The 13,067-nt window shown below is 74.3% G+C and carries 9 protein-coding genes and 1 pseudogene; 5 read left to right on the top strand and 5 right to left on the bottom strand.

The window, feature by feature from the left end; translation table 11 throughout:
- Nucleotides 1–93: 93 nt before the first annotated feature.
- The 3 genes and pseudogenes from ACYUD3_RS21435 to ACYUD3_RS21425 all read right to left on the bottom strand — a co-directional run bounded on the left by ACYUD3_RS21435 (nucleotide 94) and on the right by ACYUD3_RS21425 (nucleotide 4,933).
- Nucleotides 94–3,720: an nSTAND1 domain-containing NTPase gene (locus ACYUD3_RS21435; protein WP_470972521.1), complete on the bottom strand. Its 3,627-nt coding sequence runs from the start codon at nucleotides 3,718–3,720 to the stop codon at nucleotides 94–96.
- Between the two features lie 465 nt (nucleotides 3,721–4,185).
- Nucleotides 4,186–4,410, bottom strand: a pseudogene (locus ACYUD3_RS21430) (helix-turn-helix domain-containing protein); the annotation flags it as partial.
- A 166-nt stretch (nucleotides 4,411–4,576) separates the two neighbouring features.
- A complete protein-coding gene (locus ACYUD3_RS21425; protein WP_470972223.1) occupies nucleotides 4,577–4,933 on the bottom strand; it encodes a hypothetical protein in 357 nt (118 codons plus the stop codon).
- Nucleotides 4,934–5,124: 191 nt separating this feature from the next.
- Here ACYUD3_RS21425 and ACYUD3_RS21420 point away from each other — a divergent pair, with 191 nt between their 5' ends.
- Entirely contained in the window at nucleotides 5,125–6,057 is a 933-nt protein-coding gene (locus ACYUD3_RS21420; RefSeq protein WP_470972221.1) for an amidohydrolase family protein, read from the top strand.
- 7 nt (nucleotides 6,058–6,064) lie between these two features.
- On the opposite strand, the gene ACYUD3_RS21415 is transcribed toward ACYUD3_RS21420, so the two are convergent.
- On the bottom strand, nucleotides 6,065–6,568 hold the full coding sequence (locus tag ACYUD3_RS21415; protein ID WP_470972219.1) for a hypothetical protein: 504 nt from the start codon (nucleotides 6,566–6,568) through the stop codon (nucleotides 6,065–6,067).
- Nucleotides 6,569–6,892: 324 nt separating this feature from the next.
- Between ACYUD3_RS21415 and ACYUD3_RS21410 the strand changes: the two genes are divergently transcribed.
- Nucleotides 6,893–7,243 (top strand): beta/gamma crystallin domain-containing protein, encoded by a 351-nt coding sequence (locus ACYUD3_RS21410; RefSeq protein WP_470972217.1) that lies wholly within the window; start codon nucleotides 6,893–6,895, stop codon nucleotides 7,241–7,243.
- 24 nt (nucleotides 7,244–7,267) lie between these two features.
- Here ACYUD3_RS21410 and ACYUD3_RS21405 read toward each other — a convergent pair whose 3' ends face one another.
- Entirely contained in the window at nucleotides 7,268–7,984 is a 717-nt protein-coding gene (locus ACYUD3_RS21405) for an SDR family oxidoreductase (protein ID WP_470972215.1), read from the bottom strand.
- A 234-nt stretch (nucleotides 7,985–8,218) separates the two neighbouring features.
- Between ACYUD3_RS21405 and ACYUD3_RS21400 the strand changes: the two genes are divergently transcribed.
- From ACYUD3_RS21400 to ACYUD3_RS21390, 3 genes are all read left to right on the top strand, one after another.
- The gene (locus tag ACYUD3_RS21400; protein WP_470972213.1) at nucleotides 8,219–9,754 is read left to right on the top strand and encodes an AMP-binding protein; all 1,536 of its coding nucleotides are present in this window, start codon (nucleotides 8,219–8,221) and stop codon (nucleotides 9,752–9,754) included.
- Between the two features lie 116 nt (nucleotides 9,755–9,870).
- A complete protein-coding gene (locus ACYUD3_RS21395) occupies nucleotides 9,871–11,100 on the top strand; it encodes a glycosyltransferase (protein ID WP_470972211.1) in 1,230 nt (409 codons plus the stop codon).
- 10 nt (nucleotides 11,101–11,110) lie between these two features.
- Nucleotides 11,111–13,063, top strand: coding sequence for an ArnT family glycosyltransferase (locus ACYUD3_RS21390; protein ID WP_470972209.1), 1,953 nt, complete (start codon nucleotides 11,111–11,113; stop codon nucleotides 13,061–13,063).
- Nucleotides 13,064–13,067: the final 4 nt, after the last annotated feature.

The following is a 13,067-nucleotide window of genomic DNA, read 5'->3' as shown; positions in this document are numbered from 1 at the left end:
GATGGACGACGGGGCGGCGGGCGAAACAGGGCGAGCGGCCTGCCGGTGGACGCGCGGGGAACACACCCCGCGCGCGGCCGGATCGCCCCGTGTTCACGGCCCCGGCACCAGACCGCGCCGCTCCCCCGGGTCCAGCTCCCCCGCGAGCCGGTCGACGGCCGCGAGCCGCGCGCGGACGTCGAGGCTCCACAGCCGTACGGTCCCGTCGTTGCTGCTGCTCGCGAGGGTCCCGTCGGGGGCGAAGGCGACGCCCCACACGGCGTTGGTGTGCCCGGTGAGGGTGGCCCAGGGCCTGCGCGCGGCGACGTCCCAGAGCCGGACGGTGCGGTCGTGCCCGCTGCTGGCGAGCAGCCGCCCGTCCGGCGAGAACGCGAGCCCGCGCACCGACCCGGTGTGCCCGCTGAGCGAGACGGGCGGCTGCCGTCCGGCGGGGTCCCACAGGCGGACGGTGCCGTCGTTGCCGCAGCTGGCGAGGGTGCGCCCGTCGGGGCTGAAGGCGACCGCGCGGACGGCGCCGGTGTGTCCGGTGAGCGTGGCCAGCGGGCGTCCGCCCGGCACGTCCCACAGCCGGACGGTCAGATCGTCGCTCCCGCTGGCCAGCGTGCGCCCGTCGGGGCTGAAGGCGACGGCGTTGACGAAGTCGGTGTGCCCGGTGAGCACGGCGAGCGCCCGCCGCCGGGCGACGTCCCAGAGGCGGACGGTGCCGTCGGCGCCCGCGGAGGCGAGGGTGGCACCGTCGGGGGAGAACGCGACCGAGAAGACGGCGCTGCGGTGGCCTTCGAGGACGGCGAGCGGGCGGCGGCCTGGCACGTCCCAGAGGATGACCGTCCCGTCGGACCCGGCGGACGCGAGCAGTTCGCCGCCGGGGGCGAACGCGACGGTGTTGACGCCCTCGTGATGCCCCGTCAGCGTGACGGGCGCGGTGCGCCGGGCGGGGTCCCACAGGCGGACGGTGCGGTCGGCGTCGGCGGTCGCGAGGAGCCGTCCGCCGGGGCTGTAGGCGACGGTGGAGACCTCGGTGAAGGGGCGCGCGGCGAGGGTGCGTCCGCGCAGGTCCCACAGGACGACGCTCTGGTCGAAGCCGCCGGTCGCCAGGAGCGCGCCGGTGGGGTCGACGGCCACGGACATGACGTAGTCGGTGTGGCCGGTGAGGGTCGTGACGAGCCGTCCGGCGTACGCGTCCCACAGCCGGGTCGTGCCGTCGCCGCTCGCGCTGACGACGGTGGTGCCGTCGGGGGTGTAGGCGACGGCGTTGACGTCGTCGCTGTGCCCGGTGAGCGTCGCGGCGGGCTTCAGCGTGCCGGTGTCCCACAGCCGGACCGTGCGGTCCACTCCCCCGCTGGCGAGCCCGCGCCCGTCGGGGGCGAACGCCACGGTGTCCACCTCGTCCGTGTGCCCGCGCAGGACGGCGAGCTGCCGCCCGCGCGCGGGGTCCCACAGCCGGACGGTGCGGTCCTCGCCCGCCGAGGCGAGCCGCCGGCCGTCCGGGGAGAACGCGACCGCGTCGACCCGGCCGGTGTGCCCGGTCAGCCGGGCCGTCCGCCAGGTCCGCGTGTCCCACAGCCGGACGGCCCCGGCGCCCGCGACAGCAAGGGTGTGCCCGCGCGGGTCGAAGGCGACGGCACGCCCCTTGGCGGTGTCCCCGGGCAGCACGCGCGCGGGGCGGCCCGGCGTCCACAGCCGGACGGGCCCGCCGCTGGTCGCGACGGCCAGGGCCCGGCCGTCCGGGGCGAAGGCCAGCGAGAGGACTTTCCCGGGGACGGTGAGCGTCGCGGCCGTGCGGTGGTCGGCGAGGCGGCGCAGGCGGACGGTGCCGTCGGAGCTGCCGGTCGCCAGGAAGCGGCCGTCGGGCGTGAACGCGACCGCGTTGACCGCGCCCCGGTGGCCGCCGAGGCGGGCGGCGAAGGGTTCGGCCTGGGTGCTCAGCAGGGCTCCGCGCGCGGCGGCCGTCGGGTCGGTGCGGTAGGCCTCGGCGGCGAGCAGCATGGACGCCTCGGGGCGGCCCCCCGCCAGCGAGACGGACTGCACGGCGAGGGCCTGCGAGCGGGCCAGGCGCTCCTGCGCGAGGGCGTCCGTACGCTGCCGGAAGGCGAGGCTCCCGGCGGCCAGCGCGCACCCGAGCAGCACGACGAGGGTGGCCACCAGCGCCTGCCGCAGCCGGGCCTGCCGCCACGCCTGCCGGCTGCGCCCCGCCTCCTCGGCCCGGCTCGCCGCGAGGAACGCCTCCTCGGCGGGCCCGAGTTCGTCGAGCTGCCGTACGCCGTCCAGGCGGGCGCCCCGGTACAGCGCCGACGGGTCGCGGCCCTCGCGCTCCCAGGCCGCCGCCGCGTGCCCGAGCTGCTGGCGCAGCAGCAGGCCGGCCCGGTCGGCGCTGATCCAGGCCCGCAGCCGGGGCCAGCTGTGCAGCAGCGCCTCATGGGTGATCTCGACGCCGTCGCGGCCCGCGGTGATGAGCCGGGCTCGGACGAACACGTCGAGCGCGCTCTGCGCCGACGGCGCCGTCAGCGTCGTGCGGCAGACCCGGCGGCGGGTGACTCCGGTGCCCTCGGAGACCTGGACGAGGCGGGACAGTACGCGCCTGATGGTGTGCTGTTCGGCCGGGTAGAGGCGGCCGAAGGCGTCCTCGGCGGTGCGGGCGACGGCGCCCTGGATGCCGCCGGTGCGTTCGTATCCGGCGACGGTCAGGGTGTCCGCCTCGCGGTGGCGCCAGGTCGCCAGGAGGGCGTGGGAGATCAGGGGGAGCGCGCCGCAGGGGACGCTGCGCGTGCCGGGTTCGCCGGTCAGGCCCGCGTCGCGCAGCAGCAGCGGCACCAGGCCGGGTTCCAGGGTGATCCCGGCGAGTGCGGCGGGGCCTGTGATCGACGCGCTCAGCTCGTCGGCGGTCATCGGGGGGAGGACGGTCAGTCCCTCGGTGAACACCGGGGCCAGTTCGGGGAGTTCGAGGCAGCGGCCGGAGAAGTCGGCGCGGACGCCCAGGACCACGACCGCGGCGTCGTACCGGTCCTGCGGGGGTGGTGCGGCGAGGGTGCGCAGTACGCGCGCGTAGGTGCGGCGTTCGGTCTCGTCGGGGCAGAGGGTGAACAGTTCCTCGAACTGGTCGACCAGGAGGACCAGTCGGGGTGGTGGAGGGGGGCGGTCGCCGTGCCCGTCTCCGGCTCCGGCTTCCGGGACCGCCGCGCGGGCCGCGGTCAGGAGTGCCTCGGGGTGGGCGGTGAGGTGCTCCCTGGTCAGTCCGCCGCAGCCGTCGAGGGTTTTGGCGGCGGCCGACAGGAGTTCGTCCAGCGGGTGGGCGGTGGGGGTGAGGCTGACGACCGGCCAGGTGTCGGCGCCGGCCATGGGGAAGCCGCCGGGGCGGCGCAGGGCGGCGACAAGACCGGCGTTCAGCAGCGAGGACTTGCCCGCACCGGAGGGGGCGACCAGCAGCACCGGACCGACCCCGACCCGCCCGAAGACCCGCTCGACGAGAGCAACGGTGGCCCGTTCCCGGCCGAAGAAACGGGGGGCGTCCTGGGCGGTGAAGGAGGAGAGGCCGGGGTAGGGGGCGGGGCATTCCAGGCCCGGGGAGGGGGACTGGGCGGGGTTCGGGGGCGGTAAGGGGGCTTGCGCGGGATTCCGGTCCGGCGCGAAGTCCTGCACGGGGGCCTGCTCGGGGGCCTGCTCGGGGGCCTGCTCGGGATCGCGGTCCGACGCGGAGTCCTGCGCGGGGTTCCGGTCCGACACGGAGTCCCGCGCGGGGGCCCGGTCCCCCTGGCTCGGGGCGGGAGCGTGCGCGGGATTCCGGCCCGGCGCAGGGGCCTGCCCGGGATCGCAGCCCGACACGGAATCCGGCGCGGGAGCCCGGTCCCCCTGGCTCGGCGCAGGAGCGTGCACGGCATTCCGGCCCGGCGCAAGGGCCTGCCCGGGATCGCAGCCCGGCGCGGAATCCGGCGCGGGGGCCGGGTAACCCTGGCTCGGCACGGGACCGGAGCTCCCCCGGCCTCGCGCGCGGCCGGGGCTCCCCTGGCCTGCCGGGTTCCCCCGCTCCCCCGCGCGCCCGGAGCCTCCTTGGCCCGCAAGGTTTCCCCGGCTCCCCGCGCGAACGGAGTCCTGGGGGTTTCCCCGGCCCCCCGCGCGAGCGGAGTCCCCAGGGTTTCCCGAGCCCCCCGCGCTCCCCTCCTCCGGCGGCGCGACCAGCCGCAGCAGCTCCCCCTCGGCCCGCAGGATGTGGTCGCACCTTCGGGCAACGTCGACGGTCGCCGGTTTGACGCCGGTCTCGATCTTGCTGAGGTAGCCCTTGCTGTAGTGCGACTGCCGGGCCAGCGCGGCCAGCGACAGTCCGCGCTGCTGGCGCAGGCGGCGTAGCTGTACGGGAAAGGGCGGTGTGGCCGGCGCCTCCCCCTGGTCCTTCTGTTCCCCCAACGCGTCCCCCATGGCAGTGTGTTCAGACCGTGAGACGTTAGATGCCCACGGTACTGCGGGGGTATGACACCGCGTCAGGGAATATTCGCGAAACTACCCGAAAGGGGCGCCCGGGGCCTTGGTCAGGGGCTCCGGGCGCCCGCCCTCAGCGGCTGCTCGCCGCTACCGGGCTATCGGGTCACGGCCGGTACAGGACGATCGAGTTGATCGGCGTCAGGTCGGCGTAGACGCCACGCCCGGCCGGGATGTGCTCACCGCAGCCGCTGCCGTTGTAGCCCGTGCACAGGCTCATGGTCGCGCCGCCGGTCTGGTTGTTGAGGACCCAGTGGTTGCCGTACTGGTTGCTGAGGTTGTGCGCGCCGTAGCTGAGGAACTTCAGGCTGGGCGACTGGGCCGGGTTCTGGTTCTGCGGGTAGACGCACACGTACCCGTCCGGACAGCCGGCCCACGGGTCGGCGTGCGCGGCCCCGCTCACGGCCACCACGGCAGCCGCGGCGGTCAGGAACGCGGCGGCGCCGCTCATGATCTTGCGCATGGGATTCCCCCTTGCAGTGCTTTTGTTGCGGACAACTCCAGCGTTCCCGCCGGGCCGTACGGAGTCGACGGGTTTCCCGTCGCCCTCCGCGCAGGCTTCATGGGAAACCCGCACTGAACTGGGACGACGGGAGCAAGTGGGCAACCGCGCGGGGAGTGGACCCGTACGCCTCCGGGGCCGATGGTGGACGTATGAGTGATCGCCGCACCGAAGCCGAGGAACCCGCCGGCCCCGCCGGCCCCGCCGAGCCCACCGAAGCCGAAGAAGTCCGCCGCTTCTGGCGCGCCCTCGGGCTCCCAGGGCTGATCGACATCCACACGCACTTCATGCCCGAGAGCGTCCTGCGCAAGGTCTGGGAGTACTTCGACGCGAGCGGGACGCTGCTCGGCGGGCTGGAGTGGCCGATCACCTACCGCACGGCGGAGGCCGAACGGACGGCGCTGCTGCGGGAGTTCGGGGTGCGGGCGTTCACGTCGATGCTCTATCCGCACAAGCCGGGCATGGCCCGCTGGCTGAACGGCTGGGCGGCCGGCTTCGCCCGCCGCACCCCGGACTGCCTGCACACCTCGACGTTCTTCCCGGAGCCGGACGTGACGGAGTACGTCCGCGAGGCGGTCGAGGCGGGCACCCGGGTGTTCAAGGCGCATGTGCAGGTGGGCGCGTACGACCCGGCCGACGAACGGCTCGACCCGGTGTGGGGGCTGCTCGCCGAGGCGGGCGTCCCGACAGTGATCCACTGCGGCTCGGGGCCGGCGCCCGGCAAGCACACCGGCCCGGAGCCCGTCGCACGCGTCCTGGCCCGGCATCCGCGACTACCGCTGATCATCGCCCATATGGGGATGTCCGAGTACGAGGAGTTCCTCGGCCTCGCGCAGCGGTACCCGCGGGTGCGGCTGGACACGACGGTGGCGTTCACCGACTTCGCCGAGCGCCTCATGCCGTTCCCGCGCGCGGCCCTGCCCCGGCTCCTGGACCTCGGCGAGCGCATCCTGTTCGGCACCGACTTCCCGAACATCCCGTATCCGTACGTCCATCAACTGCGGGCGCTGGAGCGGCTGGAGCTCGGGGACGAGTGGCTGCGGGCGGTGTGCCACGGCAACGGGGCGCGGCTGTTCGGGATCTGAGCGGCGCTCAGTCTTCGCCCGACTCCCCGTACCGCTCGTCCGCGCCGGTCAGGGCCTCGCCGATCAGGCGGACGGCGAAGTCGGGGTCGTCGGCGATGCGGTTGATGTGCTCGGCGAGCAGGCAGGCGGTCGCCTCCAGCGGGATCATCTCCTCCTTGGTCCAGTCGCCGTACTGGTCGCGCCACAGGTCGGGGCTGAGGTCGAGGGCGGCGGCGACGACCAGGCCGGTCATGGTGGGGACGGTCTCGCGGGGGATGTTCCTGCTCATCCGGCCCAGCGTGGTCACGAGGGCGGGGACGACGCGCTCGACGACGTCCTTGCCCTCGTGCTCGTAACACTCTCTCAGCCACTTCATGAACAGGTAGATGAGCGTGCACGTGCCGGTCAGCACGTCCGCGGCGTCCTGCCGGCTCGCGGACCGCATGAACCGGTCGATCAGCTCCTCCTGCTCGGGGTCCGTGGCGCCGGGGGCGCCCGCATGGATCTGTTTGAGCCGGGAGTCGATCAGCATGAGAGCTGTTCCCACGTCCCCGACGCGGGCGTTCTCAGGGGCACAGGGCGATGGCACGAAGCCTCCTCGCGATCGCGGTGAGTATCGCTTTTCTTCCGCTCAGTAGACCGCGAACTCACGCCACCGGTCCGGAGAATGAGCGAGAAACCGTCCTTAACGCAACACGCCGCCGGCTCCCGCAACAGAGCCGGCGGCCGCGTCACATCACCACCCCCCGACATCACCTCTTCGATGCGTTTCATCCCCACAAAGCCGGTATTCCCGAATTGCGCCGATACCGTGACGACGACATCGCACAAGTCGTCCGATTCGCAAGGAGAGTCTGTGCTTTCGAAGAGCAAGAAGGTCGCGCGCGCCCTGGCCGTGTCACTGGCCGCGGTGACCGCGTTCACCGTCGGGACGAGCGGCAACGCCTACGCCATCGACCATGTCGAGTGCCGCGGCGGGGCGGACTACCTCAAGATCTGGTCGCACAACGGCGGTACGCAGCACGTCGACTGCTACGCGAACCGGGGGCGGACCGGGTTCGGCGGGTGGTGGGTGGACAAGATCTCCACGGGCAACAACGACATGATCTATTACGACCACAACGGCGACTCGGTGCGGATCAACCGCTGGACCGAGATCAGCTTCCCGAACCGCCCGCCGAAGGTCGACTCCATCGAGATCCTGTGACGGACTGATCCCGGCCGGCGGCGCTCACCAGGGCACGGACGTCCCGTCCCAGGAGAAGAAGCCGCCGGTCGGGCCGTCGTCCGGCAGCAGGGCGAGGCGGACGGCGCCGTGCGCGGCCTCGGCCGGGTCCCCGCCCGCCGCCGCGGCCCGGGCGTTGAGGTCGGTGGCCCGCAGCCCGGGGGCGAGCGCGTTGACCTTGAAGCCGTCCTCCGCCAGCGTCTGGGCGTAGAGGACGGTGAGGGCGTTGAGGGCGGCCTTGGAGGACCGGTAGGCGGCGACGCCCGGGTCCCCGGGGGTGAACTGAGGGTTGGGGCCGGTACTCCAGGTGAGTGAGCCGGTGCCGCTGGAGACGTTGACGACACGGGGGTGCGGGGAGCGGCGCAGGGCGGGGAGGAAGGCGTTGGTCACCGCCACGACCCCGTACACGTTCGTCTCGAAGGTGCGCCGGAACTCCTCGACGTCCGTGTCGGTCGGCGGGGCGACCGACGGGGAGATGCCGGCGTTGTTGACCAGGACGTCCAAGCGGTCCACCTGCGCCGCGGCCCGCGCGATCGCGGCGGGGTCGGTCACGTCGAGGGTCAGCGGGCGGGCGCCGGCGCCGATCTCGTCCACGGCCTTCCGCCCGCGCTCGGGGTCGCGGGAACCCACGTACACGGTGAAGCCCTCGGCCACGAGCAGCCGGGCGATGTGCTTGCCGATGCCCTTGTTGGCACCGGTGACCAAAGCTGTGCGTTCGTTCATGACCACCATGCTCCCCGGGGGACGGCCGGCCTGCCAGGGACGGCCGGTACCAGGCACGGCGGGGCCGGCGGAGAACCGGGCCCCCACCGTCGTCCTCAGTAAGCTCCCCGCCGCCTCCCCGCTCCCCCGCGCACATGAGGCCGCCGCTCGTCGAGTGACCCGGCTCGCAGGGGGAAGTTTGAGTCAGGGAGAGGCGGGTGAGGACGCCCGTGCTCGCAGCGCAGGGAGGTATCGATGTTCGTTCCCCTCGGGGTGCGGGACTTTCTGGACCGTGCCACGACCGTGTACCCCGACCGCGTCGGCGCCGTCGACGAGCCGGATCAGCCGGCCGCGCCCTGGCGGGAGCTGACGTACCGGCGGATCGGCGAGCTGGCGCGGGCGCAGGCGGCGGGGCTCGACGCGCTCGGGGTGGCGCACGGGGCGCGGGTGGGCGTCGTCTCGCAGAACAGCGCGCGGCTGCTGACCTCGTTCTTCGGGGTGTCCGGGTACGGGCGGGTGCTGGTGCCGGTCAACTTCCGGCTGTCGGCGGAGGAGGTGGCGTACATCGTGGCGCACTCGGGCTGCGAGGTCCTGCTGGTCGACCCCGAGCTGGACGAGCGGCTCGCCGGGGTCGAGGTTCCGCACCGGTTCGTGATCGGGAGCGACTCCGACGCCGAGCTGTACCGCTTCGGCGCCGAGCCCGAGCCGTGGACGGCGGACGAGGGCGCGACGGCGACCGTCAACTACACCAGCGGTACGACGGCCAGACCGAAGGGGGTGCGGCTGACGCACCGCAACATCTGGCTGAACGCGGTCACGTTCGCGCTGCACACGGGCGTCACCGACCGGGACGTGTATCTGCACACGCTGCCGATGTTCCACGCCAACGGCTGGGGCATGCCGTTCGCGATGACGGGGCTCGGGGTGCCGCAGATCGTGCTGCGCAAGGTCGACGGGACGGAGATCCTGCGCCGGGTCGCCGCGCACGGGGTGACGGTGATGTGCGCGGCGCCGGCCGTCGTCAACGCCGTGCTGAGCGCGGCCGGTTCGTGGGAGGGCGAGATCCCGGGGCGCGACCGGGTGCGGATCATCTGCGCGGGGGCGCCGCCGCCGACGCGGACGATCGCGCGCGTGGAGGCGGAGCTGGGCTGGGAGTTCGTCCAGCTCTACGGGCTCACCGAGACCTCGCCGCTGCTGACCATCAACCGGGCGCGCCCGGAGTGGGACGGGCTGCCGGCGCAGCGGCGGGCGGAGAAGCTGGCGCGGGCCGGGGTGCCGGCGCTGGGGGTGGCGCTGCGGACGGCGCCGGACGGGGAGGTGCTGGCCCGCTCCAACGTCGTGATGGAGGGGTACTGGGAGCAGCCCGAGGAGAGCGGGGAGGCGCTGGAGGGCGGGTGGTTCCACACCGGGGACGGCGGGGTCGTCGACGACGAGGGGTATCTGGCGATCAGCGACCGGCGCAAGGACGTCATCATCACCGGCGGGGAGAACGTGTCGTCGATCGAGGTGGAGGACGTGCTGTTCAGCCATCCTTCGGTGGCCGAGGTCGCGGTGATCGGGGTGCCGGACGAGCGGTGGGGCGAGACGGTGAAGGCGCTGGTGGTGCCGGCGCCGGGGGCGGAGGTGTCCGGGGCGGAGCTGATCCGGCACTGCAAGGAGCATCTGGCCGGGTACAAGGCGCCGACGTCGGTGGAGTTCCGGGACGTGCTGGAGCGGACGGCGACGGGGAAGCTCCAGAAGTACAAGCTCCGGGCGCCTTATTGGGAAGGGCATGACCGGGACGTGAACTGACTCCCCGTCAGCTCCCTGCTTCCTCCCCCGGTCCGCACAGGGGACGCGGTGACAGTGGTGCGGCAGCCCCCCTCCCGGGGCTGTCAGCCGTCCCCTTCCCTTTGCCGAGGAAGCCCATGACCGCCACCCCCCGCCTGGCCTTCCGGGCCGCTCCGCGCGATGTCGCGACCGCGACGGTCGAGGTCGTCGTCCCCGTGTACAACGAGGAGCGCGCCCTGCCGGGGTGTCTGCGCACCCTGCACGCCCGGCTCTCGGACGGCTTCCCGTTCCGCTGGCGGATCACGGTCGCGGACAACGCCAGCACCGACGCCACGCTCGTCACCGCTCAGAAGCTCGCGGCCGAGCTGCCCGGGGTGCGGGTGGTGCACCTGGACCGCAAGGGGCGCGGGCTCGCGCTGCGCACGGTGTGGGGGGCGAGCGACGCGGACGTCGTGGCGTACATGGACGTCGATCTGTCGACCGGGCTCGACGGGCTGCTGCCGCTGGTGGCGCCGCTGGCCAGCGGGCACTCCGACCTCGCGATCGGCAGCCGGCTCGCGGCGGGGGCGCGCACGGTGCGCGGTCCGCGCCGGGAGTTCGTCTCGCGCTGCTACAACGCGATCGTGCGGCTGACGCACGGGGCGCGGTTCACGGACGCGCAGTGCGGGTTCAAGGCGGCCCGCACGGAGGTCCTGCGGCCCCTGCTGGGCGTCGCGCGCGACGACGCGTGGTTCTTCGACACCGAGCTGCTGCTGCTCGCCGAGCACAACGGGCTGCGGGTGCACGAGGTGCCGGTGGACTGGGTGGAGGACGTCGACACCCGGGTGGACGTGGCGCGGACGGCCGCCGAGGATCTGCGCGGGCTGTGGCGGATGGCGCGGCTGAAGGCGTCCGGCGGGGCGCGGGTGGAGCTGCCGGCCCGGCCCCGGCCGGCGGCCGAGCATCCGGACGCGGTGCTGGCCCCGGCCGCCGGGCGCTCGGCGCTGACGTGGGAGGTGGTGTGCTTCGCGGCGATCGGTCTGGCCTCGACCGCCGGGCAGGCGCTGCTGTACTGGCTGCTGCGCGGCTGGTGGCCGCCGGCCGTGGCGAACCTGGTGTCGCTGGCGGCGCTGACGGTGCTGAACACCGAGGCGAACCGGCGGCTGACGTTCCGGGGTTCGGGGGCGCCGCCCGCGCGGGCGCATCTGGGGGCGGGGGCGCTGTTCGTCCTCGGCTATCTGGTGACCTCCGGCGCCGTCCTCTGGTACCGGCACGCCGTCGCCGGTTCCTCGGCGGGCGCCGAGACCGCCGTGCTCGTCGCGGCCTCGCTCGTCGTCACCGCCGTACGGTTCGCCGTCCTGCGCACCGCCGTCTTCCGCAGCCACTGAGAGCGCCCCGATGAACAAGCACACCCTGCGCACCCTGCCCGCCTGGACGGCCCCGGCCGTGCTCGGCGTGATCCTGGCCCTGGCCGCCGCCCTGTACGGCTGGTCGCTCGGCTCGCTGGGCTGGGCCAACTCCTTCTACTCCGCCGCCGTCAAGTCGATGGGGCGCGACTGGACCGACTTCCTGTTCGGCTCCTACGACCCGGCGGGCGTCGTCACCGTCGACAAGCCGCCGGCCGCGCTGTGGCCGCAGGTGCTCAGCAGCAAGGTCTTCGGCCTGCACGGCTGGGCGCTGGTCCTGCCGCAGGCGGCCGAGGGCGTGGCGGCCGTGTTCGTGCTGCACCGGACGGTGCGGCGCTGGGCGGGCGAGGGCGCCGGGCTGATCGCGGCGCTGGTGCTGACGCTCACGCCGATCACCGTCGCCATCAACCGGGACAACAACCCCGACACGCTGCTCGTGCTGCTGCTGGTGACGGCCGCGTACGCGCTGACGCGGGCGCTCGGGGCGCAGGGCCGGGCGGCGACCTGGTGGCTGTGCGCGAGCGGGTTCCTCATCGGGTGCGGGTTCCTGACGAAGATGCTCGCCGCCTGGATGGTCGTCCCCGCCTTCGCCCTGGCCTGGCTGGTGGGGGCGCGTGGCGCGTGGCTGCCGCAGGTGTGGCGGCTGCTGGGGGCGGGCGCCGTGCTGGTGGTGTCGTCGCTGTGGTGGGTGGCGCTGGTGGCCGTGTGGCCGAGCGGCGAGCGGCCCTACATCGGGGGCAGCGACGACGGTTCGGCGTGGAACCTGGTCATCGGCTACAACGGGCTCGGGCGGGTCTTCGGCAACGAGGGCGGCGGATCGCGCACCACCGGCGGGGGCGGTTTCGGCGGGGCCTTCGGGGGCGGGGCCAGTGCGCTGCGGATGTTCAACGGCCAGGTGGGCGGGCAGATCAGCTGGCTGCTGCCGGTCTGCGCGCTCGCGCTGGTGGCCGCGGCGGTGATCGCGGTGCTGGGCCGCCGGGGCCGGCTGCCCGCGCGGACGCCGCTGCCGGCCTCGGGGTGGCTGCTGTGGGGGACGTGGCTCGTGGTGTGCGCGGCCGTCTTCTCCGGCCAGGAGGGCATCTTCCACCCCTACTACACGACCGAACTCGCCCCGGCGATCGCCGCGTTGTGCGGCGGGCTGGCCGCCGCGCTGCTGCGGGTACGGCGGGCCGGGCACGCCTGGGCCGGCCGGGTGGGCGCCGGGGCGGTCGCCGGCGGGGTCGGCTGGGCGGCCGTGGTGATCCGGCGCAGCCCCGAGTGGCACGGGTGGCTGCTGTGGCCGGTGCTGCTCCTGGGGGTCGCGGCCGTCGCCCTGCTGCTGTTCCTGCGGCGCGGCGGGCTGGTGGTGATCGCGGTCGCGGTCGCGGCGGTGCTGCTCGCGCCGGGGGCGTGGGCGGTGAGCGTGCCGGCGTCGAAGTCGTCGATGGGCGGGTCGAATCCGACGGCCGGGCCTTCCGCGCGCGGCGGTTTCGGGGGCGGCGGGGGCCGGGGGCGGCCGGGTGAGCGGGAGTTCAGGGCGGCCGGCGGCCGGGGCGCGCTCACCGCCGGGCTCGCCCGTCTCGGGGGCGCCGGGCAGCTGACCGCCGAGCAGCGCGAGATCCTCGCGTACGCCGTCGCGAACGCCCCGCACGCCCGGATCAAGCTCGCCGTGGAGGGCGGCGCGATGGCCACCAGCCCCTTCATCCTGGACACCGACGAGACGGTCGTGGGCATCGGCGGTTTCATGGGCACGGACGACGCGCCCTCGGTCGCGCAGCTGCGGAAGTGGACCTCGGACGGAGAGCTGCGCTACATCTTGGGTTCGGCCACCGGCGGCGGGCGCAGGTCGGACGGTGTCACGCAGACGCGGACGCGGTGGATCGCGGCGCACTGCACGCAGGTGCCCGCGGCGCGGTACGGCGGCACGGGCACCGGGAGCGAGCTGTACGACTGCGCGGCCGGATAGCGAC

Source organism: Streptomyces sp. AMJ-169, from assembly GCF_055597585.1.
The sequence above is the reverse complement of the archived record's forward strand: the minus strand, read 5'-3'. Positions and strand labels throughout refer to the sequence as shown.

Excerpts from the sequence above, each read along its gene's own strand:
- ACYUD3_RS21425 (WP_470972223.1), bottom strand. The coding sequence starts at position 4,933 with ATGCGCAAGATCATGAGCGGCGCCGCCGCGTTCCTGACCGCCGCGGCT.
- ACYUD3_RS21420 (WP_470972221.1), top strand. The coding sequence starts at position 5,125 with ATGAGTGATCGCCGCACCGAAGCCGAGGAACCCGCCGGCCCCGCCGGC.
- ACYUD3_RS21415 (WP_470972219.1), bottom strand. The coding sequence starts at position 6,568 with ATGCTGATCGACTCCCGGCTCAAACAGATCCATGCGGGCGCCCCCGGC.
- ACYUD3_RS21405 (WP_470972215.1), bottom strand. The coding sequence starts at position 7,984 with ATGAACGAACGCACAGCTTTGGTCACCGGTGCCAACAAGGGCATCGGC.
- ACYUD3_RS21400 (WP_470972213.1), top strand. The coding sequence starts at position 8,219 with ATGTTCGTTCCCCTCGGGGTGCGGGACTTTCTGGACCGTGCCACGACC.
- ACYUD3_RS21395 (WP_470972211.1), top strand. The coding sequence starts at position 9,871 with ATGACCGCCACCCCCCGCCTGGCCTTCCGGGCCGCTCCGCGCGATGTC.
- ACYUD3_RS21390 (WP_470972209.1), top strand. The coding sequence starts at position 11,111 with ATGAACAAGCACACCCTGCGCACCCTGCCCGCCTGGACGGCCCCGGCC.